Origin of the sequence: Streptomyces lonarensis, assembly GCF_012033735.1 — a bacterium.
Lineage (GTDB): Bacteria > Actinomycetota > Actinomycetes > Streptomycetales > Streptomycetaceae > Streptomyces > Streptomyces lonarensis.
Map to the genome: position 1 here is coordinate 47,559 of NZ_JAAVJD010000002.1, position 24,971 is coordinate 72,529.

Sequence of the window (24,971 nt, forward strand, 5' to 3'; positions counted from 1 at the left end):
CGACGGGCCGGACACGCGCTGTCGCGCGTGTCCGGCCCGTCGTGGTTCAGGGTCGGTCGAGAACTCCTGCCGTCAGCCCAGCAGCCCCGGCAGTCCGTCGAGGGTGGTGGCGAGGTCGGCCGCGGGGATGCCGCCGCCTTGGGCCACGTCGGCGCTGCCGCCGCCGCGCCCACCGAGCAGCCCCTTGACGACGTCGGCAGCGGACCGGCCGGCCTCCTTGGCCGCCTTGTTGACGGCGACGACCACGACGCCCTTGGGCCCGGCGCCCGCACCGACCACAGCCACACCCGGGGTGCGCTCGGGCAGCCGGTCGCGGATGGCGAGGGCCAGTTCGCGGGCACTGCCGCCGTCACCGTCGATGGTGGTGGTGACGGCGAGGGTGCCGGCGATGTCCCGTGCTGCGGCGGCCAGTTCGGTGGCGCGCCCCATGGACTCCTTGCGGCGCAGCTCGTTGATGGTGCGGTCGGCGGTCTTCAGCCGCTCCAGCAGCACACCGACGCGTTCGGTGAGCTGCTCGCGGGGCGCCTGGAGCTGCTCGGCGAGCTGGGCGACGAGGTCGCGCTCGCGCGCCAGGTAGGCGAAGCCCTCGACGCCGACGGCCGCTTCGACGCGGCGCATGCCGGCGCCGACGGACGCCTCGCCGGTGAGGGCGATGGTGCCGACCTGCGAGGCGTGCTGGACGTGGGTGCCGCCGCAGAGTTCACGGGACCAGGCGCCGCCGATCTCGACGACGCGGACCTTCTCGCCGTAGGTCTCGCCGAACAGCGCGAGCGCACCGAGTTCCTTGGCCTCGGCGAGCGGCATCCACCGCACGCCGACCGGCAGGTCCTGGCGCAGCGCGCGGTTGGCGGCCTCCTCGACCTCGGAGCGGACGGTCGGGGAGAGCGCCCCGCGCCAGGGGAAGTCCAGGCGGAGGTAGCCGGGCCGGTTGTAGGAGCCGGCCTGGAGCGCGGCCGGGCCGAGGATCTGCCGGAGGGCGGCGTGCAGCACGTGGGTGCCGGAGTGGGCCTGGCGGGCGCCGGTGCGCCACTCGGCGTCGACCGCGGCGCGTACGGTGTCGCCGGGGGCGAGTTCACCGGCGGTGACGCGCACCTGGTGGACGACGAGCCCGGGGAGGGCGCGCTGCACGTCGAGGACCTCGGCCTCGGCGGAGGTGCCGGTCAGGCGGCCGGCGTCGGAGTCCTGGCCGCCGGACTCGGCGTAGAACGGGGTGCGGTCCAGCACGACGGTGACGATGTCGCCGGCGGTGGCGACGGGCAGCGGCCCGGCGGGGCCGAGGAGGGCGAGGACCGTGGACTCGGTCTCCAGCGCCTCGTAGGCGACCCAGTCGGTGGGGCCGTTGGCGTCGAGCACGGTGCGGAGCGCGGCGGTGTCGGCGGCCCCGGCCTTGCGGTTGCGGGCGTCGGCGCGGGCGCGTTCCCGCTGTTCGGCCATGAGGGCGGCGAACCCGTCGCGGTCGACCTCGACGCCCTGTTCGGCGGCCATCTCCAGGGTGAGGTCGATGGGGAAGCCGTAGGTGTCGTGGAGGAGGAACGCCTGGGCGCCGGCGAGGGTGCTGCCGCCGTCGGCCTTGGTCTTCTCGACGGCGGTGTCGAGGACGGTGGTGCCCTGCTTGAGGGTCTTGCGGAAGGCGTCCTCCTCGCCGTAGGCCTGCTGTGAGATGCGCTCGAACTCCTCGGCCAGCTCGGGGTAGCTGGGCGACATGCAGTCGCGGGCGACGGGGAGCAGCTCGGGCAGGGCCGGGTCCTGGTAGCCGAGGAGGCGGGTGGCGCGGACGGCGCGGCGCAGGATGCGGCGCAGCACGTAGCCGCGGCCCTCGTTGCCGGGGGCGGTGCCGTCGGCGAGGAGCATCAGGCCGGTGCGGACGTGGTCGGCGATGACGCGGAGCCGGACGTCGTTCTCATGGTCGGCGCCGTAGCGGACGCCGGTGAGCTTGGCGGCGTGGTCGAGGATGGGCCGCGTCTCGTCGATCTCGTAGAGGTTGTCGACGCCCTGGAGGAGGCTGGCCATGCGCTCCAGGCCCATGCCGGTGTCGATGTTGCGGCGCGGGAGTTCGCCGAGGATCGGGAACCCGGACTTGCCGGGGCCCGCGCCGCGCTCGTACTGCATGAAGACGAGGTTCCAGAACTCCATGTACCGGTCCTCGTCCACCTCCGGGCCGCCGGCGGGCCCGTAGGCGGGTCCGCGGTCGTAGTACAGCTCGGAGCAGGGGCCGCAGGGTCCGGGGACGCCCATGGACCAGAAGTTGTCCTCGTCGCCGCGGGCGACGATGCGGTCGTCGGGCAGGCCGGAGACGCGGCGCCAGATCTCGCGGGACTCGTCGTCGCTGTGGTGGACGGTGGCCCAGATGCGGTCGGGGTCAAGGCCGTAGCCGCCCTGGTCCTGGGGGTTGGTGGACAGCTCCCAGGCGAACCGGATGGCGTCCTCCTTGAAGTAGTCGCCGAAGGAGAAGTTGCCGTTCATCTGGAAGAACGAACCGTGGCGCGTGGTCTTGCCGACCTCCTCGATGTCGAGGGTGCGCACGCACTTCTGGACGCTGGTGGCGCGGTCCCACGGCGGGGTGGCCTCGCCGGTGAAGTAGGGCTTGAAGGGCACCATGCCGGCGTTGATGAAGAGGAGGGTGGGGTCCGGCGTCGGCAGCGGGGCGCTGGCGACGCGGTGGTGGCCGCGCTCGGCGAAGTAGTCCAGGAATCGGCGGCGGATCTCAGCGGTACGCAAGGGATGCTCCGGGCGTCTGCGGGTCGGGGGGATCGGGCGGGCGGCGGCGGGGTCAGGCCGCCGCGGAGGCGGGTGTGCGTGCCGCGGGGGTGAGCGCCGCGTAGGTGAGGGGCGCGGAGGGGTCGATCGACAGGTCGAGCGGTGCGGGTTCGGCGCCGGAGCGGACGAGGAGGTCGCCGACGGCGGCGATCATCGCGCCGTTGTCGGTGCACAGGCCCAGCGGGGGGACGCGCAGGGTGATGCCGGCGGATCGGCAGCGCTGCTCGGCGAGTTCGCGGACCCGGGAGTTGGCGGCGACGCCGCCGACGACGACGAGGGTGGAGACGTCGTGCTCGCGGCAGGCGTCGACGGCCTTGCGGGTGAGGACGTCGGCGACCGCTTCCTGGAGGGAGGCGGCGCCGTCGGCGACGGGGAGGTCGCGTCCTTCGGCGCGGTGCTGCTCGGACCAGCGGGCGGCGGCGGTCTTCAGGCCGGAGAAGGAGAAGGCGAAGCGGTGCCGTTCGTCGCGGGTGCCGGTGAGGGGGCGGGGGAAGGCGACGGCCTTCCGGTTGCCGTCGCGGGCGGCGCGGTCGATGGCGGGGCCGCCGGGGTAGGGCAGGCCGAAGACGCGGGCGACCTTGTCGAAGCACTCGCCGGCGGCGTCGTCGAGCGTGTCGCCGAGGTGGAGGATCGGATCGCGGACGAGGTCGCGGACGAGGAGCAGCGAGGTGTGGCCGCCCGAGACGATCAGCACCATGCAGGGTTCCGGCAGCGGGCCGTGTTCCAGGGTGTCGGCGGCGACGTGCCCGGCGAGGTGGTGCACGCCGTAGAGGGGGACGTCGAGCGCGTAGGCGATGCCCTTGGCGCCGGCGAGGCCGACCTGGAGGGCGCCGGAGAGGCCGGGTCCGGTGGTGACGGCGACCGCGCCGATGTCGGACATGGTGAGCCCGGCCCGGTCGAGCGCCTGCTGGACGACCGGGTTGAAGGAGTGGACGTGTGCGCGGGCGGCGATCTCGGGGACGACACCGCCGTAGCGGGCGTGTTCGGCCATGCTGGAGGCGACGGCGTGGCCGAGCAGCTTGCCGTCCCGCACCAGTCCGGCGCCCGTCTCGTCACAGGACGATTCGATGCCCAGCACCACGCGACCTTGCATGTCCATTCCTCCGTGCTTGCCTGAGGCATTCAGAGTAGAGCGCCCGGCGTGTCCGACGCACACCGATAGCCGAGCCCGCCTCGGGGCGGACGGGTCGGGACGCGGGGGAGGACGGCGGCGCGCGGTGGGCGGGGGCGCGGGCCGGGGCGGGCCGGGCGCGGTGCGGCGGGGGTGCAGGGCGGCCGGCGGCGCGCCGGGGTGGTTGACGGGGGGCCGGTCCGTGGGGGCGCCCGGCCTGTGGTTGCACCGGGTGCCGCGATGCGGCGGCACCCGGTGCGGGCGGAGTGCTGGTCCGGCCGGGTTTCCCCTCGTCCCCCTCGTTGCGGGGTTGGCCGGTCCGCGACAGCTGCCGGTCGGCGCTCCGGTGAGCGGGGGCGACCGACCGGAATTCGATGGCTCCGCCCTCTTGCTGGCACGCAGTGCCACTGTCACAGTTGAGAGCAGCGCATCACAGATGAGCAGAGCCGTGATGCGCGATGCTCCGCCGCGCCAACAGCGGCCGCCTCGCGGTCACCATCACCGCCGACACCGCCGTCGGCGAACGGAACGGCACAGCCCGCCACGCCCCCGCACCGCCCGTCGACACCCCCGCGGCGCCCCACGCGCCGCCGCGACCACCGGGAGACGCCATGGCCCAGCACCAGCAGCCCCTCCACCCCCTCCGGACGCTCCGCAACGGCCACGCGCCGGGCGCCGCACCAGCACCCGCGCCGGCCACCGCGCCCGCGGGCAGCGCGGCGCACGGCGCGGGCCCGCACGCCGACGAACTCGCCGTACGGTGGCGCACCGACCCCCGCTGGCACGGCATCACCCGCGACTACACCCCCGAGGACGTCCTGCGGCTCTCCGGCTCGGTGCGCGAGGAGCACACCCTCGCCCGCCGGGGTGCGGAACGCCTGTGGCGCCAGCTCCACGAACTCGACTACGTGCACGCCCTCGGCGCGATGACCGGCGGCCAGGCGGTCCAACAGGTCCGGGCCGGCCTCCAGGCCGTCTACCTCTCCGGCTGGCAGGTCGCGGCGGACGCCAACCAGGCCGGCCAGACCTACCCCGACCAGAGCCTCTACCCCGCCAACTCGGTGCCGCAGGTGGTCCGCCGCATCAACAACGCGCTGCTGCGCGCCGACGGCATCGCCGTCGCCGAGGGCGGCGGCGACACCACCGACTGGCTGGTGCCGATCGTCGCCGACGCCGAGGCGGGTTTCGGCGGACCGCTCAACGCCTTCGAGCTGACCAAGGCGCTCATCGCGGCAGGCGCCGCCGGCATCCACTACGAGGACCAGCTCGCCAGCGAGAAGAAGTGCGGCCACCTCGGCGGCAAGGTGCTGGTGCCGACCTCGCAGCACATCCGCACCCTCAACGCCGCCCGGCTGGCCGCGGACGTCTCCGACGTCCCCACGCTGGTGGTCGCCCGCACCGACGCGCTGGCGGCGAACCTGCTGACCACCGACGTGGACGAACGCGACGCCCGGTTCACCACCGGAGAACGCACCGCCGAGGGCTTCTACCGGGTGCGGCCCGGCATGGCGCCGGTGATCTCCCGCGGCCTGGCGTACGCGCCCTACGCCGACCTGCTCTGGATGGAGACCGGCACCCCCGACCTGGCACAGGCCCGCGAGTTCGCCGAGGCGATACACGCCGAGTTCCCCGACCGGATGCTCGCCTACAACTGCTCGCCGTCGTTCAACTGGCGGGCCGCGCTGGACGACGACAGCATCGCGGCCTTCCAGCGGGAACTGGGCGCCATGGGCTACCGGTTCCAGTTCATCACCCTGGCAGGGTTCCACTCCCTCAACCACGGCATGTTCGACCTCGCACGCGGTTACGCACGCTCCGGGATGACCGCCTATGTCGATCTCCAGGAGCGGGAGTTCGCCAGCCAACGCGACGGCTTCACCGCCGTCCGGCACCAACGCGAGGTCGGGACCGGCTACTTCGACCTCGTCGCCTCCGCCCTCAATCCGGCCGCGGAGACGCTCGCGCTGCGGGGCTCCACCGAGGAGCAGCAGTTCCACTGAGCTTGGCGTTCAACCGGGGCGCCGCCCCTGCTCCACCTGGGCGGGGAGCGGCCGCTCACCGACGCCTCGGCGCGGCATGCCTCGCCGGCCGCGTTCCCCCACCGCTCGACCCCGCCCCGGGCCCGTCGCCCGGGGCGGGCCGCCGGCACGGACCGCTCGGCCCGTCCCCTCCGCTCCCCGCCCCCCGGGAGGACCCATGGCGACCCCGACCCTCAGCTCCGGCGCCCGGCTGCTCGCCGCGCCCGGGGACCAGCACCGGGAACTCCTCACGCCGGAGGCGCTCGCCCTGCTGGCCGCGCTGCACGCGGCGGTCACCGGCCGGCACGCCGAACTGCTCGCCGAGCCCGCCGGCACAGCAACAGCGGCGACAGCGACGACCGCGGATGGTCCTGCGCGGCGGGCGTCGCAGCGCGACCCGGCCTGGCTCGTCGCTCCCGCCCCACCGGGCACCGAGCGCCGCACCGTCGAAGTGGTCGCCTCACCCGCCGATCCGGCGGCCTCGGCCCGGGCGCTCTCCTCCGGCGCGGACGTCTGGGTGGCGGACCTCGACGACGCGACCCCCGACGACTGGGCATCGCTGCTCGCCGGACAGCGTGCCCTCCGGGAGGCGGCCCGGCTCGTGCGGTCGACGCCCCGGCCCGAACCGGCCACCGGCACCGGCACACCCGGCGGGCCCACCGCCGCGCACCGCACCACCCGGTGGCGGGGCGCCCGGTCCGCGGCGGGGCCGGCGGGCACCGCCCGCCCCCACCGTCTGCCGCCGCAGCCGAATCCGGCCGGGGCTCCCCGCATCGTGCTCCGCCCCCGCGGCTGGCAGGCGGTGGAGCGCGCCGTGCTGCTGGACGGCCGTCCGCCGGCGGCGCCCGTCGTCGATGTCGGGCTGTTCCTCTTCCACCACCTCGCGGCACGCCGCACGGTGGCCGCTCCCCCGCCGGGCCTCGTGCTCCCCCGCGTCGGCCACCGGGGCGAGGCGCTGCGGTGGCACCGGCTGCTGCTGGCGGCGGAGCGGCTGCTCGGGCTGGAGCCGGGGACGGTGACGGTGACCGTGCCGATCGAGCGTGTGCGGGCGGCTACGGAGGCCGAGGAGATCCTCTTCGTCCTGCGGTCGCGGCCGGCCGCGTTGGCCGCCGCACACCACGCCTACCTCGCCGACCTCGTGGAGACCGTCAGCGCCGAGCGGCCCGGCACGGTCCTGCCCGAGCGGGACCGGCTCCCCGTGACGGCACCGTTCCTGCGGGCCTGTACGGATCTGCTGGTGCAGGTGGGCCACCGGCGGGGAGCCCACGTCATCGGCAGCGGCACCACCGCGACAGCCGACGCGGCCGCCGTCGGCGCCGCCCGGCTGGTGTTGGAGCGCGAGGCGGAGGACGGGTTCGACGGCACCCGGGTCGCGGACCCCGCGCTCGTCCCCACCGCCCGCGCAGCGTTCGCCCCGGTGCTGCGCGGCCGGAGCCACCAACTCGACCGTCAGCGACCGGAGGTGGCGGTCACAGCCGCCGAACTGCTCGCGGTGCGGCGCACGGCGGCACCGCCCGGGCCGGAAGGGGTGCGGGCTGCACGGCAGTTGGTCGCCGGATACACCGCCGCCCGATCCGAGGGGCGCGCGACCGTGGTGATCGAGGGCGCGGTGCACGACGCGGCGTCGGTGGCGCTGGCCGTGGCGCAGCTGCGCCAGTGGTCCCGGCACGGTCCCGCCGGGGCCCGCGGCGACCGGCAGCCCGCGGCGGGCGTCGGGGCGCCCCCGGCCGTGCCGGGGGTCAGCCCGTCCGCACCCCCGGAAGGTCCGGCCGCCGGCGCCTGCGGGCCGCCGGCGGGAGCGGGGCGCCGGGCGCCGGGCTGACCCGGCCCAGCGCGCTCCCCCCCGACGCGACCGTGCAGCTGGGAACGTTGCCGGGCAGGCGGTGCGCCGTCGGCCGACCGAGCAGGGCGCGCCGCGCCGCGGCGGCAGTGCGGCCGCCGACTCGGTCCGGAGTGGAACCGGGGCGGGCGTCCCGCCGTGGAGCAGCACCTCGGCCCGGAGGGTCGCACCGTCCTGCATGAAGCGCACGACCGCGGTGTCGACACCGTCGTGGGAGGTACCGGAGATCCTGCGGAGTCCGCGCACCGTGGGGCCGCTCCTCTCGTCCACCCCCGCCCGGACCGACTCCTGCCGCCGCCCCGGGGCGGGGCCCCACCGCCGGCAGGAGTCGGGCAACGCGGCGGGAGCCAGGGACCACAACGGGGCGCCGCGGGCCGAGTATCCACCGCGGTCGGCCGCACGGGGCGGCGCCGCACCGTCGGCGCCCGCCGCTCCCGGCGGACGGGCCCGGGCCGGTGACCGCACGGGGCGCGTCCGTCATCCGGTCGCACTCTGGTTGGGAGGCGCCGCAGCGCCTAGCCTGGGCGGTGCAGCTGGTTCGCCCCGTCCGCCAGGCGGGGTGTCGCAAGAGGGAACCCGGTGGGAATCCGGGACTGCCCCGCAGCGGTGAGCGGGAACGACCGCCGTCACACGCACTGGACGCGCCGCGTCCGGGAAGCGACGGCCAGTAGGTGCCGGTGTGCCCGAGAGGTGCGCGCCGGCGGGCCCGTGAGTCCGAAGACCTGCCACTGCCCGTGCGCACCCATGGCGCGCGGCGACCTTCGGAGACCCTCGCGGGCGGGTCGGGAGGACGCGGGCCACCCGCGCGCCACCGGCGTGCGTGAAGGGTCGCCGCGCCGTTCCTTCGCACCGTGAGACGTCCCCCGGGGGCCGTATCTCCGCACGACTCGCGAAGGAGAGTCTCGTGACACCGAAGTCCGCAGCCGCGGCAGCGGGGGCGACCGTCCACGGTTACCCCCGGCAGGGCGGGAACCGAGAGCTGAAGAAGGCGATCGAGGGCTACTGGAAGGGCAAGGTCACCGCCGACACCCTCCGGACCACCGCGGAGGAACTGCGCCGGACCAACCGGCGGCAGCTCGCGGAGGCAGGCATCGCCGAGGTCCCCACGGGTGACTTCTCGTTCTACGACCACGTCCTGGACACCAGCGTGATGGTCGGCGCCGTGCCCGAGCGGCACCGCGCGGCCGTCGACACCGACGCGCTGGACGGTTACTTCGCGATGGCGCGCGGCACCCAGGAGGTGGCGCCGCTGGAGATGACCAAGTGGTTCGACACGAACTACCACTACCTGGTGCCCGAGTTGGGCCCCGACACCGTCTTTGCTGCCGACTCCACCAAGCAGGTCGCCGAGCTGCGGGAGGCGCTGGCCGACGGCCTCACGGCCCGCCCGGTACTGGTCGGCCCGGTCACCTACCTGCTGCTGGCCAAGCCGGCGCCGGGGGTGGACCCCTCGTTCGAGCCGATCACCCTCCTGGACCGCCTGCTGCCGGTGTACACGGAGGTGCTGGCGGACCTGCGCGCCGCCGGGGCCGAGTGGGTGCAGCTCGACGAGCCGGCGCTGGTGCAGGACCGCACGCCGGCCGAACTGAACGCCGCCGGGCGTGCGTTGCGCGATCTCGGCGCGCTCACGGACCGGCCGAAGCTGCTGGTCGCCTCCTACTTCGACCGGCTCGGTGACGCGCTGCCGGTGCTGGCGAAGTCCCCGGTCGAGGGGCTGGCGATCGACTTCACCGGCCCCGCGGCGGCCAACCTCGCGGAGCTGGCGGCCGCGGGCGGCGTGCCCGACAAGCGGCTGGTGGCGGGTGTCATCGACGGCCGCAACGTCTGGATCAACGACCTGACCGCCTCGCTCGGGGTGCTGGCGACGCTCCTCGGGCTCGCGGGTTCGGTGGACGTGGCACCGTCCTGCTCGCTGCTGCACGTGCCGCTGGACGCCACCGCGGAGCGCGACCTGGACCCGCAGGTTTCGCGCTGGCTGGCGTTCGCCCGCCAGAAGGCGGAGGAGACCGTCACCCTGGCGCGGGCGCTGCGCGAGGGCACGGACACCGTCACCGCCCGGCTGCGCGCCAACGCAGCCGACCTCGCCTCCCGGGCCGGTTCCGCGCTGACCCACGACCCCGCGGTGCGGGAGCGGGCGGCCGCGGTGACCGACGCCGACGCCCGGCGTTCGCAGCCGTACGCCGAGCGGGCCGTCGCCCAGCGGGAGCGGCTCGGCCTGCCGCTGCTGCCGGTGACCACCATCGGTTCGTTCCCGCAGACCGACGAACTGCGGGTCGCACGGGCCGATCTGCGCGCGAAGCGGATCGACGCGACGGGGTACGAGGAGCGGATCGCCGCCGAGATCCGCGAGGTCGTCTCCTTCCAGGAGAAGGCCGGCGTCGACGTGTTGGTGCACGGCGAGGCCGAACGCAACGACATGGTGCAGTACTTCGCCGAGAAGCTGAACGGCTACCTGGCGACCCGGCACGGCTGGGTGCAGTCCTACGGCACCCGGTACGTCCGGCCGCCGATCCTGGCGGGCGACATCTCGCGGCCCGAGCCGATGACGGTGCCGTGGACGACGTACGCCCAGTCGCTGACGGACCGGCCGGTCAAGGGAATGCTGACCGGCCCGGTCACCATGCTCGCCTGGTCGTTCGTCCGCGACGACCAGCCGCTGGGCGAGACCGCGCGGCAGGTCGCGCTGGCGCTGCGGGAGGAGGTGCTGGACCTGGAGAAGGCCGGCACCGCGGTCATCCAGGTCGACGAGCCGGCGCTGCGGGAGACGCTGCCGCTGCGCGCGGCGGACCACGCCGCGTACCTGGGGTGGGCGACCGAGTCGTTCCGGCTGGCGACCGCCGGGGTGCAGCCGCAGACGCAGATCCACACCCACATGTGCTACGCGGAGTTCGGTGACGTCATCGCCGCCATCGACGACCTCGACGCCGACGTCATCAGCCTGGAGGCGGCCCGCTCGCACATGCAGGTCGCGGACGAGCTGGCGGCGCACGGCTACCCGCGGGAGGTCGGCCCCGGCGTGTACGACATCCACTCGCCGCGGGTGCCGGACACCGCCGAGGTCGTCGCGCTGCTGAAGCGCGGGCTGGGCGCCATCCCGGCCGAGCGGCTGTGGGTCAACCCCGACTGCGGTCTGAAGACCCGTGGTTGGCCGGAGGTCCGGGCGGCGCTGGAGAACCTGGTCGCCGCCGCGCGCGGCACCCGGGAGGCGCTGTCCGCCGAGTGAAGCCGGTGCGTCGGCGCCGCCGGCCGGTGAGCCGCTGAGCCGGTGAGCGGTTCACCGGCCGGCGACTCACCGGCGGGCCGGCGTGCGGGCGGTGGGGAGTGCCACGCCGCCCGCACGCCGCCCGCACACCGTCGTGTCCCGGGGCAGCCCCCGGCGACGAGCGGGGCCCGGCGGCCGAAGGCGAAGCCTCCCGCACCGAGGCCGGCGAACGGGTTCTCCTCGTCGAGGTTGACCACCTCGGCGCCGTTGGGCGGCGTGAAGTAGAAGGTGCCGCCGGCGGGCTGCTCGTACCGGATGTGGGTGAACGCCACGTCGACCAGGTTGCTCTCGGGGCCGGCGACGGTGACGGCCAGCGGCAGCCCCGTCTCGGCGTCGACAGAGATGCGCACCGACTCCACGGTGCCGAACTCGCTGCCGTCGACCGGCTCGTTCGGGACGACCAGCAGCTGGTAGGCGTCCTGACCCGCGACCCGCGCGGTGCCGTCCACGGTGATCTCCGCGTGCTCGCCGGCACCGGCGAGCACCTCCTGCGCCATCTGCTGCGGGGTGAGCGAGGCGAACTCCTCGTGCCCCGTGCCCCACTCCTCGTCGTGCGCCTCCGCGTCGTACTTCTCCGCGTGCTCGGTGAGGTCCGCGTGGTAGGCGATGTTGTCGGCGCTGTCGTACATCCAGACGTCGCCGTCGTTGTGAATGACGCTCAGCTCCTCGTCGCCCTCGGCGATGACCAGCCGCTGCCGCTCCTCGCCGTCCAGCGCGACCTGGAGCGTGCTGTTGCCGGTGGCCAGCGACGCCAGCCGTGCGGCCGGGCCGCCGAACTGCTCGGCGAACGAGCCGATCGCCGGCACGTCGAAGCCCATGTCGACGCGGACGGTGCCGCTGAGCTGCTCGGTGTCGGACTCCGCGACCTTGACGATCAGTTCCTCGGCGGAGAGGGCGGGAAGGTCCGGGCCGCCGTCGCTGGCCAGCGCCGGGTAGACACCGGCCCCCACCAGTCCGACGCCGCACACCACCGAGCCCGCAACGACGGTTCGGCGGAGCTTCTTGTTCATGGCCATCTCTTCCCCATCTCCTCGGACCCTGCGATCCTTCCCGGTTTCCCGGTTCACTACCGATTTCATCGCGGATCGGCGGGAAAAACGTCGGCCCAGGGGTTGCTGTCGGGCTCCTCCGCCGGTATGACCCCGGGGGCCGCCGCGGGCCGGGGCCCCTAGGGGAGCCCCCGAGCAGCCGGGGACGCGAGCCGCCCGCACCGCCACCATGGCCTGCATACCGGGTATGGAGCGGGTGTCAGGGGCAGCGGGCCGACCGACACCGCGCCCGCGGGCCGCCACGACCGGGCAGGCGGACGACACCGGCCGCCCGCCAGGGCGGGTCGAGCGGGAACAACCGGCCGGGCAGCCCCCGGTCAACCCCGCCGACCCCGGGTCAGACGGTCCGGTCCGCCACGGCGTCGCAGAGCCCGGCCAGCGCGGCCTTCGCCGGAATCTCCGGCAGCGGCGCCAGCGCCTCCCGCGCGGAGGCGGCGTACCGCAGCGCGTCCGCGCGGGCCGAGGCCAGCGTGGGGTGGGCGCGCAGCCCCGCGAGGGCCTCGGCGTGGCGGGCGTCGTCGCTGAGGTCGGAGTCGAGCAGCTCCACCAGCGCGCGGTCCTCGGGGGAGCCACCCTCGGCGGCCTGCTGCCGCAGCCGCAGCACGGTGAGGGTGTCGATGCCCTCCCGCAGGTCGGTGCCGGGCGTCTTGCCGGACTCGTGGGGGTCGCCGGTGATGTCCAGGACGTCGTCGGCGAGCTGGAAGGCCATACCGATCCGCTCGCCGAACTGCGTGAGCGTGTGGACGGTCGCCTCGTCCGCGCCGGAGAGCAGCGCGCCGAACCGGCCCGAGACGGCGATGAGCGAGCCGGTCTTGCCCGCGATGACCTCCAGGTGGTGGTCGACCGGGTCGTCCCCGGAGCGCGGACCCGCCGTCTCCAGGATCTGGCCGGTCACCAGCCGCTCGAACGCCTCGGCCTGGATGCGGACCGCCTCGGGGCCGAGCCCCGCCACGATCGCCGACGCCCGCGAGAAGAGGAAGTCGCCGGTCAGCACCGCCACCGAGTTGTCCCAGCGGGCGTTGGCGCTCGGCACGCCCCGCCGGACCTCGGCCTCGTCCATCACGTCGTCGTGGTAGAGCGTCGCGAGGTGCGTCAGCTCCACCACCACCGCGGACGGCACCACACCCGGCGCGTGCGGGTCGGCGAACTGCGCCGCCAGCATCACCAGCAGCGGCCGGAAGCGCTTGCCGCCCGCACGCACCAGGTGCTGGGCGGTGTCGTTCAGGAACGGCACGTCGCTCTTGGTGGCCTCGACCAGGCCCGCCTCGACAGCGGTCAGCCCGGTCTGGAGATCGGCCTCCAGTGCCTGGTCCCGCACGCTCACCCCGAAGGGACCCACGACGGTCACGAGCGCTTCTCCTGTCTCCGGTGCCTTGTCCCAGGCAGGGTATCCGGTCGTCCGTCGATCACTGCCAGCGCGTACCCGGTCGCCACTGGGTCACGCCGGTCCCGTTCCCCGGGCCTCGGGTGGCCGGTCGGAACCGGCCGCCGCGCGGCGGTCCGAGCCGGGCTACCGGGCCGTAGGGTATGGCCATGTCTGACGTGAGCCTGCCCGACGTGGCCGAGGACGACCTCTACGGCCCGGACAATCTGCCCTACGGCGTCTACACCACCGACGCCGCGCCCGACCGGCGCCGGATCGGCGTGCGCTACGGCTCCTGGGTACTGGACGTGGGCGCCGCCGCCGCGGCCGCCGACCACCCGTGGGCCGAGGTGCTGTCGGCCCCCTCCCTGAACCCGCTGCTGGCCGCCGGGCGGCCCGCCTGGCGCGAGGTGCGCGCCGCGGTCCGCAGCTGGCTGACGGACGCCGCGCGTCGCGAACAGCTCGCCGCGGACGGCCTGTTGCTGCCGCTGGACGCGTCGGTGACACTGCACCTGCCGTTCGAGGTCGCCGACTACGTCGACTTCTACGCCAGCGAGCACCACGCCTCCAACCTCGGCCGGATCTTCCGCCCGGACAGCGAGCCGCTGACTCCCAACTGGAAGCACATGCCGATCGGTTACCACGGGCGCGCCGGCACGGTCGTCGTCTCGGGGACCCCGGTGAAGCGGCCGAGCGGGCAGCGGAAGGCCCCGGACGCGCCGGTGCCGGACTTCGGCCCCTCGCGGCGGCTCGACATCGAGGCCGAGGTCGGCTTCGTCGTCGGTGGCGCCACCGAGCCGGGCACCGCGGTGCCGCAGACCGCGCTGCGCGACCACGTCTTCGGCGTGTGCCTCCTCAACGACTGGTCGGCGCGGGACCTCCAGGCATGGGAGTACGTGCCGCTGGGCCCGTTCCTCGGCAAGTCCTTCACCACCTCCGTCTCCGCGTGGATCACCCCGCTGGACGCGCTGGACCACGCCCGCACCGAGCCGCCGGCGCGCAGCCACGAGCTGCTGCCCTACCTGGCCGACGGCGAGGGCAGCGGCGTCGAGGCGGCGGGGCTGGACCTGCGGATCACCGTCCGGCTCAACGGCGAGGTGATCTCCGAGCCGCCGTTCGCCGCCATGTACTGGACGGCGGCGCAGCAGCTGGCCCATATGACGGTGAACGGTGCGACGCTGCGGCCCGGTGACCTCTTCGGTTCGGGCACGGTCTCCGGCCCCGAGGTCGCCACCCGGGGCTGCCTGCTGGAGCTGACCTGGGCCGGGCGCGACCCGGTGGAGCTGAGCACCGGCAAGCGGACGTTCCTGGAGGACGGCGACGAGGTGACCCTGTCGGCCTGGGCGCCGGGGCCGAACGGCACCCGGATCGGCCTGGGCGAGGTCACCGGCCGGATCACCCCGGCGGCCTGACCGGGCCGTACCCACCGGGCGGAGCGGCCCGGCCATACCGCCCGGTGGGTACGGGAACCTCACGCAACCGTGCCCGGACCGCAACCGCCGCGCCCTAGGGTGGCGTGTACACCAACAAGTCAGGTATCGGCGTGCCGCGGTACGGACCGGACACGGCGCGGGTGGGGCTCCCCTCCGCGCGGTGCGCCGGTCGCCGCCGCGCGCCGGCGGCCGGGAGCGGCCGCGCGGACGACGGGCGGACGCCCCGGGGCACAGCCCGGGCCGTGCCCGCGAGGGGGGCGAGGACTCATGCACCGAGGCAGGCACGGCATACGACTGGGCGTGGCGGCGACGGCCACGGCGGCACTGCTGCTCACCGGCTGCGGCAGCGGCGGCGACGACAGCGGCAGCGGCGGCTCCGCGAGCGGGGACGGCTCCGGCGGGGCGCTGCGCGACATGATCACCGACCTCCGCGAGGCACGCGACGCGTTCATGATCTCGCCCGGCGAGGGGCTCGGCGAGGACGACTTCGACATGGACGAGGTCGAGGGCTGGGACGACTGGCAGGACTGGGAGGACGACCCCGAGCCGTCACCGGACCCCGATGCCGACGCCGACGCCGACGCCGACGAGGACTCCGACGCGGGCGGGGGCGGCGCCGAGCGCCGTGAGGACGGCCAGGGTGTCCTGGATGTCGGTGCCGAGATCACCGGCGTGTGGCAGGGCGCGGACAACACCCTCTTCGGCGTCCTCTCCAGCCAGGAGTCCGGCACCGGCATCGCCAACGCCTTCTTCGTCGACACCACGTGGCTGCTGCCCGACGGCACACCGGTGGAGTGCGGCGGGCTGCTCTTCGGCAACGCGGAGGAGGGGTGGAGCAGCTTCCTCTTCTGCGACGACGAGGACGAGACCATGAAGACGGTCGAGTTGGCGCAGAAGGGCGACACCCTCGACGTCACCTGGACCGAGGAGGACCGCACCGTCAGCCACGCCTGGATGGGCGACTGGGACGAGGACATCGAGTAGACGCCCTGCGACTCGGTCGGCGCACTCCCCCGAGAGGCGGGCGCGCCGACCGCACGCGGGTCAGGCCGGGAAACGCCCCGACCGGACGCCATCGACGAACGACGCGAACGCGGAGACCGGCAACGCGAGCACCGGCCCGGCCACGTCCTTGGAGTCCCGCACAGGCACCAGCCCGTCCGACACCGCGAGATTCACGGCAACCTCGACACAGGCACCACCGTTGCTGCTGTAGGAAGAGGTGAACCAGCAAGCAGACTCAGTTGTCACGGGAGTCCTTTCGTCGTGGCCGGAGGCACGAAGCCTCGGCTCGGGGCGGGTTGTGTCGGGGTGGCCGGTGGTGCGGAGCACCGAGGCCGCCGAGTCGACCCCGGGGCGGGGCGTGATGCGCTCGTCAGGCAGGCGCGCCGGGGGGTCGGTCGTCGTCGGCGTGGGGTACGGCGTCCTGGCGGGGCAGGATGTGCCGCAGGATGTCAGTGACGGTGAGCACGCCGACGCTGCGGCCCTCGTCCATCGCCACCGCCAACTGCTCGCTGGCGGCACGCATCCGGGACAGCGCCTCGTAGACCGGGAGGTCGACGTCGAGCGTCAGCACCTCGCGGCTGAAGGCGCCCACCGGACGGTCCGCCGGTTCCAGCAGCACGTCCCGGACGTGGACGAGCCGCGGAACGCCCGCGTCGCCCGACTCGACCAGGATGCGCATGTGGGCGGAGCGGGAGGCCGCCTCCCACACGTCGCCCACGACCGCGTCGGCGGGCACCGCGGTCGTACCGCGCCGGGCGGGCAGCAGGTCGCCCACGCGCAGCTCCTGGAGGTCCAGGACGTCCGCCAGTTGGGCGCTGTCGCCCGGTTCGAGCGTGCCGACGGAGGCGGAGTGCTCGACCAGGTGCCGGATGGTGTCGATGTCGCGTCCCCCCGCGGCGGCACGGTCCGTCGGTGTGACGCCGCTCGCCGCGACCAGCCGGTTGGCCATGTCGTTGATCCAGCGCAGCAGCGGCCGCAGCAGCCGGGCGAGTGCCCGGGAGGGCAACCCCACGAGGACGGCGGCGCGTTCCGGGTGGGCGATCGCCCACGACTTGGGCGCCATCTCGCCGACGACGAGGTGCAGGAACGTCACGAAGAACAACGAGAGGGCGAACGCGGCGCTGTCGGCGGCCCACCCGGGCAGCCCCCAGGAGGCGAGCACCGGACCCAACCAGCGGTCGACGGCGGGCTTGGTGAGGGCGCCCAGCGCGAAAGTACAGGCGGTGATGCCGAGCTGCGCCACGGCAAGCATGATGGTCAGCTCGTGCACGCCCCTCAGGGCGGCGCGCGCGGCACGGCTCTCCGGCGCCATGGCTTCCAACCTGTGGCGCCGCGCACCGAGCAGCGCGAACTCGATGATCACGAAGAAGGCGCTCAGCACGATCACGAGCACGGTGGCGACGGTCACGAACAGCGGGTTCATCGGCCCTCCTCTCCGGGCGTCCCCAGCGGCCCCGAAGACCCCTCGGTGCCGCTGGCGCCGCCGGTGCCGCCGGTGCTCTCGCCCACAGCTCCGGCCTGCTCCTCCACCACGCGCACGCGGAGGGAACTCGGCACGTGGCGGGCGACGTCGAGCACCTCCGCCTCCAGCAGTCGGTGCACCGGTTCCTCCATCACCAGCTCGGCGGGGTCTTCGGGCAGCGGAACCCGGACGGTCTCGCCGGGCTGCGGGAGCGCCCCGAGGTGGGTGATGAGCAGACCGGCGAGGGTCTCGTACTCGCCTGCCGGCAGCGTCCGTCCGATGGCCCGGCCCACCTCGTCCAGCGGGGTGTCGCCGTCGATGCGCCACCCGTGGTCCTCCGGCACGACGGCGGCCGGTGGTCCGGGGTCGTGCTCGTCGGAGATGTCCCCGATCAGTTCCTCCGCGAGGTCCTCGACCGTCAGGATTCCGGTGAACGCTCCGTACTCGTCGAGAACGCAGCCGAGTTGTTCCCGGGCCCGCTCCATCTCCGCCAGCGCGTCCGGGAGGGGCAGCAGCACCGGCAGGAGCAACGCCGGCCGCATCACGCTCCTCACCGGCGCCTCGTCGGTGGGGCGCCGGCGCAGCAGGTCGACGAGGTGGACCACTCCGAGCGGTTCGCCGTTCGCGTCGATGACCGGGTACCGGCTGTGCGCCCGCGCCATCAGCGCCCGCACCTCGGCGACAGTGGTGGCCGGGGCCACCGTGTCGACTCGGGCACGGGGCACCATCGCGTGCTCGACGGACCGTTCCGGGAAGTCGAGGACGCGGTCGACCAGCAGCGACAGGTCGGCGGGCAGGTCGCCGCTGTCGCGCGAGTCGGAGACGGCGTGCCGCAGGTCCTCCCGGGTGGCGCTGGTGTCCAGGTCGTGCACCGGCTCGATCCGCAGCAGCCGCAGGAAGGCGTTGGCCGCGTGGTCGAACACGGTGATCAGCCAGCCGCACGCCGCCAGGTAGAGCAGGGTGGACGGCGCGAGCGCGCGCGCCAGCGGCTCCGGAGCGGCGATGGCGAGGTTCTTCGGGTACAGCTCACCGAAGATCATCTGCACCACCGTGGCCACCACGAGCGCCACCACGGTGCCGACGGAGACGCCGAGCGCCACCGGGACGCCCACCCCTCCCAGCAGCACGCCGATCGAACCGCCGACAAGAGGCTCCGCCACGAAGCCGACAAGCAGGCCCGTGACGGTGATGCCGAGCTGCGCACCGGAGAGCATGAACGAGGTGCGCCGGGTGACCCGCAGCGCGCGGCGCGCGGATGCGTCACCGGCGTCCGCGCGGGCGCCGAGACGCTCGCGGTCGACGGACATGTAGGCGAACTCCTGCGCGACGAAGTAGCCGTTCGCCGCGATGATCACCAGCATCACCACGACGCCGAGCAGCCCGGTCAACACCGCTTCGGTCACGTCCGGTTCACCTCACGCAGAGCTTCGGGCAGATGCCGGCCAGGAGGGCGTCCGGGCCGGTGGCAGCGCCGCGGGGGGTCGACGACGCGGCACGGGACTCGGTGCTGATGCCCCACATTAGGCGGTTCATCCGCCGTACCCCGGGACGCGCGGGGATTGCCCACGGCGTGGCTCGCCCGACCGAGCGACCGCCGGGTTCCGGCCGGGCGTCCGTCGTCGTTCACCGGAGTAGGGCAGAGTACGGAGTGCGGCACTCGGCCGCACGGCAGGACCGTCCCCGGTGCTGCCCGACGCCCACGACCGCGCCCGCGCCGAGCGGGTACCGGGATGTGAGAGGGAGACCATGAAGATACGTCTGGCCGGACCGGCGTTGGCCGCCGCAGTGATGCTGCTGGCCGCGGGCTGCGGAAGCAGCGACGACTCCTCCGACGACGCGGCCACCGAGGAGACGGGCGCCTCCGAGCAGGGTGACGGCGAGGAGAGCGAGGACGCCGACGAGGAGGACGACGCGGACGACGCGGCAGGCGGCGGGACCGGGGCCATCGCGGGCATCTGGGGCAGCGTCTCCGGTGCGGACACCCTGCTCCAGATCGGCGACGACGGCCTCGCCACCCTGCTCACCTCCGACGACGCCTGCCTCGGCGGGGCGCAGTCGATGGGCGACCACTCCATGATCAGCCTCCAGTGCTCCGTCGCGACGGGGTACTCCAGCGGTGAGGCCACACTGAACGGCGAGGCGCTCACCGTCGGCTGGGAGAGCGGCGAGACGGTCTACGAGCGGATCGCCGACCAGGCGGTGGACCTGGCCGAGCTGAACCTGGGCGAACTCGGCCTGGAGGAGCTCGAAGGTATCGACCTCGACAACATCGACTTCGAGGGCTTCGACATCGACGAGCTGGAGTCGCTCCTGCCGGGCAGCATCGGCGGCCCCGGCGACGACGACTGACCCTGCCGTACGCCGCGGTGCCGCGAGCCCGGCGCCCGGCACGCGGAACGGGCCGGTACCTTCCTCCTGCGGAGGGGTACCGGCCCGTTCGCCGTGACGGGGCCCGGCGCGAGGCCGGGGGCGGTTCAGCGGACGAAGACGCCCGCCTGGCCGGCCAGGTCGAGGAAGTACTGCGGCGCGACGCCGAGCACCACAGTGACCGCGGCGGCGACACCGAGCATCGAGGTGGTCATCGGGCTGGGGACGACGACCGAGGGGCCGTCCTCCTGCGGCTCGCTGAAGAACATCAGCACGATGACGCGGACGTAGAAGAACGCCGCGATCGCCGAGGCGATCACACCGACGATGACCAGACCCATCGCGCCCGCGTCGGCCGCGGCGCTGAACACCGCGAACTTGCCGGCGAACCCGGAGGTCAGCGGGATACCGGCGAACGCCAGCAGGAACAGCGCGAAGACACCGGCCAGCAGCGGGGAACGGCGGCCGAGTCCGGCCCACTTGGAGAGGTGTGTCGCCTCGCCGTCACCGTCGCGCACCAGCGTCACCACGGCGAACGCGCCGAGCGTCACGAAGGAGTACGCCGCCAGGTAGAACAGCACCGAGGAGACGCCGTCCTCGCTGAGCGCCAGCACCCCGGCGAGGATGAAGCCGGCGTGGGCGATCGAGGAGTAGGCCAGCAGCCGCTTCACGTCGGTCTGGGTGATGGCGATGACGGCGCCGGCCAGCATCGAGGCGATGGCGACACCCCACAGCACCGGCTCCCAGTCCCACCGCATGCCCGGCAGCACCACGTACAGCAGCCGCAGCAGCGCGCCGAAGGCAGCGACCTTGGTGGCGGCGGCCATGAAGCCGGTCACCGGGGTCGGGGCGCCCTGGTAGACGTCCGGCGTCCACATGTGGAACGGCACGGCTCCGACCTTGAACAGCAGGCCCATGACGACCAGCGCGCCACCGATCAGCAGGTAGGCGTCGTTGCCCATCGTGGCGGCCAGGCCCGGGTCCACCGCCGGCGGGGCGCCGGAGATGACGTCGGCGATGCCCGCGTAGGAGAGGGTGCCGGCGTAGCCGTAGAGCAGCGCGATGCCGAAGAGCAGGAATGCCGAGGCGAAGGCGCCCAGCAGGAAGTACTTGACCGCGGCCTCCTGCGACAGCAGCCGCCGGCGCCGGGAGAGGGCGCACAGCAGGTACAGCGGCAGGGAGAGGACCTCCAGCGCGATGAAGAGCAGCAGCAGGTCGTTGGCGGCGGGGAAGAGCAGCATGCCGCCGAGGGCGAACAGCATCAGCGGGAAGATCTCGGTCGTGGTGTAACCGGACTTCACCGCCAGCTTCTCCGCGGTGCCGCCGGGCACCGCCGCCGCCTGCGCGGCGAAGGAGTCCACGGCCCGGCCGTGCTCGGCCGGTTCCAGCCGGCGTTCCGCGAAGAGGAACACCGACACGAACCCGACGAGGATCAGGACGCCCTGGAGGAACAGCGCCGGGCCGTCCACGGCCAGCGCGCCCATGCCGGCGACCTGCGCCTGCGTGCTCGCGTGCTCGTCGGCGGCCAGCCCGACGACGGCGGCGAACGCCGTCGCCAGGGCCAGTACGGCGAGCACCACCTGGGTGCCGTAGCGGTGGCGGCGGGGCGCGAACGCCTCGACGAGCACGCCGATGACGGCGGCCCCCACCACGATCAGCGTCGGGGAGAGCGCGACCCACTCGAACTGCGGGGTCTCCAGCACCCCCTGCGCGTGCGTCCAGCTGTTCACTGTGCTGTCTCCTCGTATCCCCCGCCGATGCGGCGGCTCGGGTCACGGTCGCGGCTGGTCTCCCGGATGCGCGATGTCATCGGCGGGCCTCCAGTTCCGGCTCGGGGTCGCTCTCACCGACGTCGGAGAGGGTGTGCTGGACCGCGGGGTCGACGATGTCGGTGAGCGGCCGGGGGAAGACGCCGAGGAAGATGAGCATCGCGATCAGCGGTGCCACCACGGCGAGTTCACGCGGACGAAGGTCCGGCATCCGGGACAGCTCGGGCCGCACCGGCCCGGTCATGGTGCGCTGGTACAGGATCAGCACGTAGAGCGCGGCGAGGACGATGCCGGCGCAGGCGACGATGCCCGCCACCGGGTACCGGGTGAACGTGCCCACCAGCACCAGGAACTCGCTGACGAACGGCCCGGTGCCGGGCAGCGACAGCGTCGCCAGTCCGCCGATGAGGAAGGTGCCCGCCAGGATCGGCGCGGTCTTCTGCACGCCGCCGTAGTCCGCGATGAGGCGGGAGCCGCGGCGGGTGATGAGGAAGCCGGCGACCAGCATCAGGGCCGCGGTGGCGATGCCGTGGTTGACCATGTACAGCGTCGCGCCGGTCTGGCCCTGGCTGGTCATCGCGAAGATGCCCAGGATGATGAAGCCGAAGTGGCTGATCGACGCGTAGGCGATCAGACGCTTCATGTCGCGCTGGCCGAGCGCCAGCAGCGCGCCGTAGATGATGGAGATCAGTGCCAGCACGATCACCACCGGTGTGGCCCAGGCGCTCGCCTCGGGGAACAGCCCCAGGCAGAAGCGGAGCATCGCGAAGGTGCCGACCTTGTCGACCACCGCGGTGATGAGCACGGCGACCGGGGCGGTCGACTCGCCCATCGCGTTGGGCAGCCAGGTGTGGACCGGCCACAGCGGCGCCTTGATGGCGAAGGCGATGAAGAAGCCCAGGAACAGGAAGCGTTCGGTGTTCTGCGCGAAGGTCAGCTCACCGGAGGCGCGGGCCTCGGCGATCGCCTGGAGCGAGAAGGTGCTGCCGCCCGGGAGGTCCGCGGTGGCGACGTACAGGCCGATGACCGCGGCCAGCATGATGAGGCCGCCGGCCAGGTTGTACAGCAGGAACTTGACGGCCGCGTAGGTCCGCTGCTTGGCCTGCCCGTTCTCCGAGTGCTCCCCGGCGCGGTCGCCGAAGCCACCGATGAGGAAGTACATCGGGATGAGCATCGCTTCGAAGAAGATGTAGAAGAGGAAGATGTCGGTCGCGACGAACGACATCACCACCATGGCCTCGACCATGAGGATCAGGGCGAAGAAGCCCTGGGTGGGGCGCCAGCGCTTCCCGGCGGGGGTCTCCCCCTCCTTGGGGTCGGCGTCGTTCCAGCCGGCGCCGATGAGGAACGGGATGAGCACCGCGGTCAGCGCCACCAGCGCGACAGCGATGCCGTCCACACCGAGTTCGTAGCGGACGCCGAACGCCGGAATCCACGCGTGGGACTCGGTCAACTGGTAGCGGTCGCCGCCCGGTTCGAACCGGATCAGCACCAGGATCGCGAGAACGGCGGTGACCAGCGAGGCGGTTAGGGCCACCCACTTGGCGAGGTTGCGCCGAGCCGAGGGGACGGCGGCGGTGGCGACCGCGCCGATGGCGGGCGCCAGCACCGTGGCCGTCAGCAGGGGAAATGACATGAGTTAGACCGCCCTCATCAGCAGGGTCACGGCAATGAGGATCGCCGCACCGCCGAACATCGAAGCCGCGTAGCTGCGCGCGAAGCCGTTCTGCACCTTCCGCAGCCGCCCGGAGAGCCCGCCGAAGCCCGCGGCGGTGCCGTTGACGACACCGTCCACCAGCTTGTGGTCGACGTAGACGAGCCCGCGGGTGAGGTAGCTGCCGGGGGTGACGAACGCGGCGTGGTTGAAGTCGTCCTGCAGCAGGTCGCGGCGGGCGGCCCGCGTGATCCAGACGCCGGTCGGGGCGACCTCGGGGATCGGACGGCGCCCGTACTGGAACCAGGCGGCGCCGACGCCGACGAGCATCAGCACCGTCGCCAGCACGGAGACCATGCCGTGGCTGACCGGGGAGTTCCCGTCGGCGGTGGCGACCACCGGCGACAGCCAGTCGACGAACGAGTGGTTGAGGTTGAAGACGAAGCCGGCGCCCACCGACCCGACGGCCAGCACGATCATCGGCACCGTCATCGACAGCGGCGACTCGTGCGGGTGCGGGTCGTTGCCCTCGGCGTCCTTCACCCAGCGCTTCTCGCCGAAGAAGGTCATCAGCATGATGCGCGTCATGTAGTACGCGGTGAGTGCCGCGCCCAGCAGGGTGACGCCCCCGAGAATCCAGCCCTCGGCGCCGCCCTTCCCGAAGGCCGCGTAGATGATCTCGTCCTTGGAGAAGAAGCCCGAGAGGTAGGGGAAGCCGATGATGGCGAGGTAGCCCAGGCCCATCGTCACGAAGGTGACGGGCATGTACTTCCGCAGCCCGCCGTAGCGCCGCATGTCGACCTCGTCGTTCATGCCGTGCATGACCGAACCGGCGCCGAGGAACAGCCCGGCCTTGAAGAAGCCGTGGGTCACCAGGTGCATGATGGCGAAGACGTAGCCGATCGGGCCGAGCCCGGCCGCCAGCATCATGTAGCCGATCTGCGACATCGTCGACCCGGCGAGGGCCTTCTTGATGTCGTCCTTCGCGCAACCGACGATCGCGCCGAACAGCAGGGTGACGGCACCGACCACGACGACCACGGTCTGCGCGGCGGGCGCGCCGTCGAAGATCGCACCGGAGCGGACCACCAGGTAGACGCCGGCGGTGACCATCGTCGCGGCGTGGATGAGGGCCGAGACCGGGGTCGGGCCCTCCATCGCGTCGCCCAGCCAGGACTGGAGCGGCACCTGCGCCGACTTGCCGCAGGCGGCCAGCAGCAGCATCAGCCCGATGGCGGTCAGCGTGCCCTCGCTCGCCTGCTCCGCGGTGGAGAGCACCGGGGAGAACGCGAAGGTACCGAAGGTGGAGAACATCAGGAAGATCGCGATCGCGAGGCCGACGTCGCCGACGCGGTTGACCACGAACGCCTTCTTCGCCGCCGTCGCCGCGCTCGGCTTGTGCTGCCAGAACCCGATCAGCAGGAACGAGGCGAGACCGACGCCCTCCCAACCGACGTACAGCAGCAGGTAGTTGTCGGCGAGGACCAGGATCAGCATCGCCGCGAGGAACAGGTTCAGGTAGGCGAAGAACCTGCGCCGCCGCACGTCGTGCTCCATGTAACCCACCGAGTAGAGGTGGATCAGGGTGCCGACCGAGGTGATCAGCAGCACGAACGTCATCGACAACTGGTCGAGCTGGAAGGCGATGTCCGCCTGGAACCCGCTCACCGGCACCCAGCTGTACAGATGTTGGCTCAGGGCCCGGTCACCGCCGTCCCGGCCGAGCATGTCGACGAAGAGCACCACGGCCAGGGCGAAGGAGAGCGCGGCCAGGCCGGTTGCCAGCCAGTGGCCGAACCGGTCGAGGCGGCGACCGCCCACGAGCAGCAGCGCCGCGCCCAGCAGCGGTGCCGCGACGAGCAGTCCGATCAACGATTCCAC

15 protein-coding genes and 1 riboswitch are annotated in these 24,971 nt (G+C 73.5%); of the genes, 6 read left to right on the forward strand and 9 right to left on the reverse strand.

Going from position 1 to position 24,971, the window contains the following annotated elements; all coding sequences use genetic code 11:
* Positions 1–72: 72 nt before the first annotated feature.
* Entirely contained in the window at positions 73–2,718 is a 2,646-nt protein-coding gene (gene alaS, locus HCN56_RS00690) for an alanine--tRNA ligase (protein ID WP_167967432.1), read from the reverse strand.
* Between the two features lie 52 nt (positions 2,719–2,770).
* Positions 2,771–3,850 carry a tRNA (adenosine(37)-N6)-threonylcarbamoyltransferase complex transferase subunit TsaD gene (gene tsaD, locus HCN56_RS00695; RefSeq protein ID WP_167967455.1) on the reverse strand — a complete coding sequence of 360 codons (1,080 nt, stop codon included), beginning with the start codon at positions 3,848–3,850 and terminating at the stop codon, positions 2,771–2,773.
* Between the two features lie 476 nt (positions 3,851–4,326).
* On the opposite strand from tsaD, the gene aceA reads away from it, so the two are divergent.
* The 3 genes from aceA to metE all read left to right on the forward strand — a co-directional run bounded on the left by aceA (position 4,327) and on the right by metE (position 10,949).
* Complete coding sequence (aceA, locus tag HCN56_RS00700; RefSeq protein ID WP_245245783.1) at positions 4,327–5,868, forward strand: isocitrate lyase; 1,542 nt, start codon at positions 4,327–4,329, stop codon at positions 5,866–5,868.
* A gap of 196 nt (positions 5,869–6,064) precedes the next feature.
* Entirely contained in the window at positions 6,065–7,708 is a 1,644-nt protein-coding gene (locus HCN56_RS00705) for an aldolase/citrate lyase/malate synthase family protein (protein ID WP_167967433.1), read from the forward strand.
* A 552-nt stretch (positions 7,709–8,260) separates the two neighbouring features.
* Positions 8,261–8,454: riboswitch (cobalamin riboswitch) on the forward strand.
* A 176-nt stretch (positions 8,455–8,630) separates the two neighbouring features.
* Positions 8,631–10,949 carry a 5-methyltetrahydropteroyltriglutamate--homocysteine S-methyltransferase gene (gene metE / locus HCN56_RS00710; protein WP_167967434.1) on the forward strand — a complete coding sequence of 773 codons (2,319 nt, stop codon included), beginning with the start codon at positions 8,631–8,633 and terminating at the stop codon, positions 10,947–10,949.
* A gap of 1,425 nt (positions 10,950–12,374) precedes the next feature.
* On the opposite strand, the gene HCN56_RS00715 is transcribed toward metE, so the two are convergent.
* Entirely contained in the window at positions 12,375–13,385 is a 1,011-nt protein-coding gene (locus HCN56_RS00715) for a polyprenyl synthetase family protein (protein WP_167967435.1), read from the reverse strand.
* A 185-nt stretch (positions 13,386–13,570) separates the two neighbouring features.
* On the opposite strand from HCN56_RS00715, the gene fahA reads away from it, so the two are divergent.
* Together fahA and HCN56_RS00725 are read left to right on the forward strand one after the other, a co-directional pair.
* Positions 13,571–14,812, forward strand: coding sequence for a fumarylacetoacetase (gene fahA, locus HCN56_RS00720; protein WP_167967436.1), 1,242 nt, complete (start codon positions 13,571–13,573; stop codon positions 14,810–14,812).
* A 288-nt stretch (positions 14,813–15,100) separates the two neighbouring features.
* Positions 15,101–15,817: a hypothetical protein gene (locus tag HCN56_RS00725; protein ID WP_167967437.1), complete on the forward strand. Its 717-nt coding sequence runs from the start codon at positions 15,101–15,103 to the stop codon at positions 15,815–15,817.
* A 60-nt stretch (positions 15,818–15,877) separates the two neighbouring features.
* Here HCN56_RS00725 and HCN56_RS25985 read toward each other — a convergent pair whose 3' ends face one another.
* The 3 genes from HCN56_RS25985 to HCN56_RS00740 form a co-directional block, all read right to left on the reverse strand.
* Positions 15,878–16,084: a DUF397 domain-containing protein gene (locus tag HCN56_RS25985; protein ID WP_167967438.1), complete on the reverse strand. Its 207-nt coding sequence runs from the start codon at positions 16,082–16,084 to the stop codon at positions 15,878–15,880.
* Positions 16,085–16,208: 124 nt separating this feature from the next.
* Positions 16,209–17,261, reverse strand: coding sequence for a CNNM domain-containing protein (locus tag HCN56_RS00735; protein ID WP_167967439.1), 1,053 nt, complete (start codon positions 17,259–17,261; stop codon positions 16,209–16,211).
* Entirely contained in the window at positions 17,258–18,703 is a 1,446-nt protein-coding gene (locus HCN56_RS00740; RefSeq protein ID WP_167967440.1) for a hemolysin family protein, read from the reverse strand. Before HCN56_RS00740 ends, HCN56_RS00735 begins: the two co-directional genes overlap by 4 nt.
* Before the next feature lie 343 nt (positions 18,704–19,046).
* On the opposite strand from HCN56_RS00740, the gene HCN56_RS00745 reads away from it, so the two are divergent.
* Entirely contained in the window at positions 19,047–19,649 is a 603-nt protein-coding gene (locus HCN56_RS00745; RefSeq protein ID WP_167967441.1) for a hypothetical protein, read from the forward strand.
* Positions 19,650–19,774: 125 nt separating this feature from the next.
* Here HCN56_RS00745 and nuoN read toward each other — a convergent pair whose 3' ends face one another.
* The 3 genes from nuoN to nuoL all read right to left on the reverse strand — a co-directional run bounded on the left by nuoN (position 19,775) and on the right by nuoL (position 24,971).
* Positions 19,775–21,397, reverse strand: coding sequence for an NADH-quinone oxidoreductase subunit NuoN (gene nuoN / locus HCN56_RS00750; protein ID WP_312870973.1), 1,623 nt, complete (start codon positions 21,395–21,397; stop codon positions 19,775–19,777).
* 76 nt (positions 21,398–21,473) lie between these two features.
* Positions 21,474–23,072 carry an NADH-quinone oxidoreductase subunit M gene (locus HCN56_RS00755; protein WP_167967442.1) on the reverse strand — a complete coding sequence of 533 codons (1,599 nt, stop codon included), beginning with the start codon at positions 23,070–23,072 and terminating at the stop codon, positions 21,474–21,476.
* 3 nt (positions 23,073–23,075) lie between these two features.
* Positions 23,076–24,971, reverse strand: a complete 1,896-nt coding sequence (gene nuoL / locus HCN56_RS00760; RefSeq protein WP_167967443.1) for an NADH-quinone oxidoreductase subunit L — start codon at positions 24,969–24,971, stop codon at positions 23,076–23,078.

Bases quoted from the DNA above. Each gene is read 5' to 3' on its own strand.
- fahA (WP_167967436.1), top strand. From the start codon at position 13,571: ATGTCTGACGTGAGCCTGCCCGACGTGGCCGAGGACGACCTCTACGGC.
- aceA (WP_245245783.1), top strand. From the start codon at position 4,327: ATGCTCCGCCGCGCCAACAGCGGCCGCCTCGCGGTCACCATCACCGCC.
- tsaD (WP_167967455.1), bottom strand. From the start codon at position 3,850: ATGCAAGGTCGCGTGGTGCTGGGCATCGAATCGTCCTGTGACGAGACG.
- HCN56_RS00755 (WP_167967442.1), bottom strand. From the start codon at position 23,072: ATGTCATTTCCCCTGCTGACGGCCACGGTGCTGGCGCCCGCCATCGGC.
- HCN56_RS00725 (WP_167967437.1), top strand. From the start codon at position 15,101: ATGCACCGAGGCAGGCACGGCATACGACTGGGCGTGGCGGCGACGGCC.
- HCN56_RS00735 (WP_167967439.1), bottom strand. From the start codon at position 17,261: ATGAACCCGCTGTTCGTGACCGTCGCCACCGTGCTCGTGATCGTGCTG.
- HCN56_RS00705 (WP_167967433.1), top strand. From the start codon at position 6,065: ATGGCGACCCCGACCCTCAGCTCCGGCGCCCGGCTGCTCGCCGCGCCC.
- HCN56_RS00745 (WP_167967441.1), top strand. From the start codon at position 19,047: ATGAAGATACGTCTGGCCGGACCGGCGTTGGCCGCCGCAGTGATGCTG.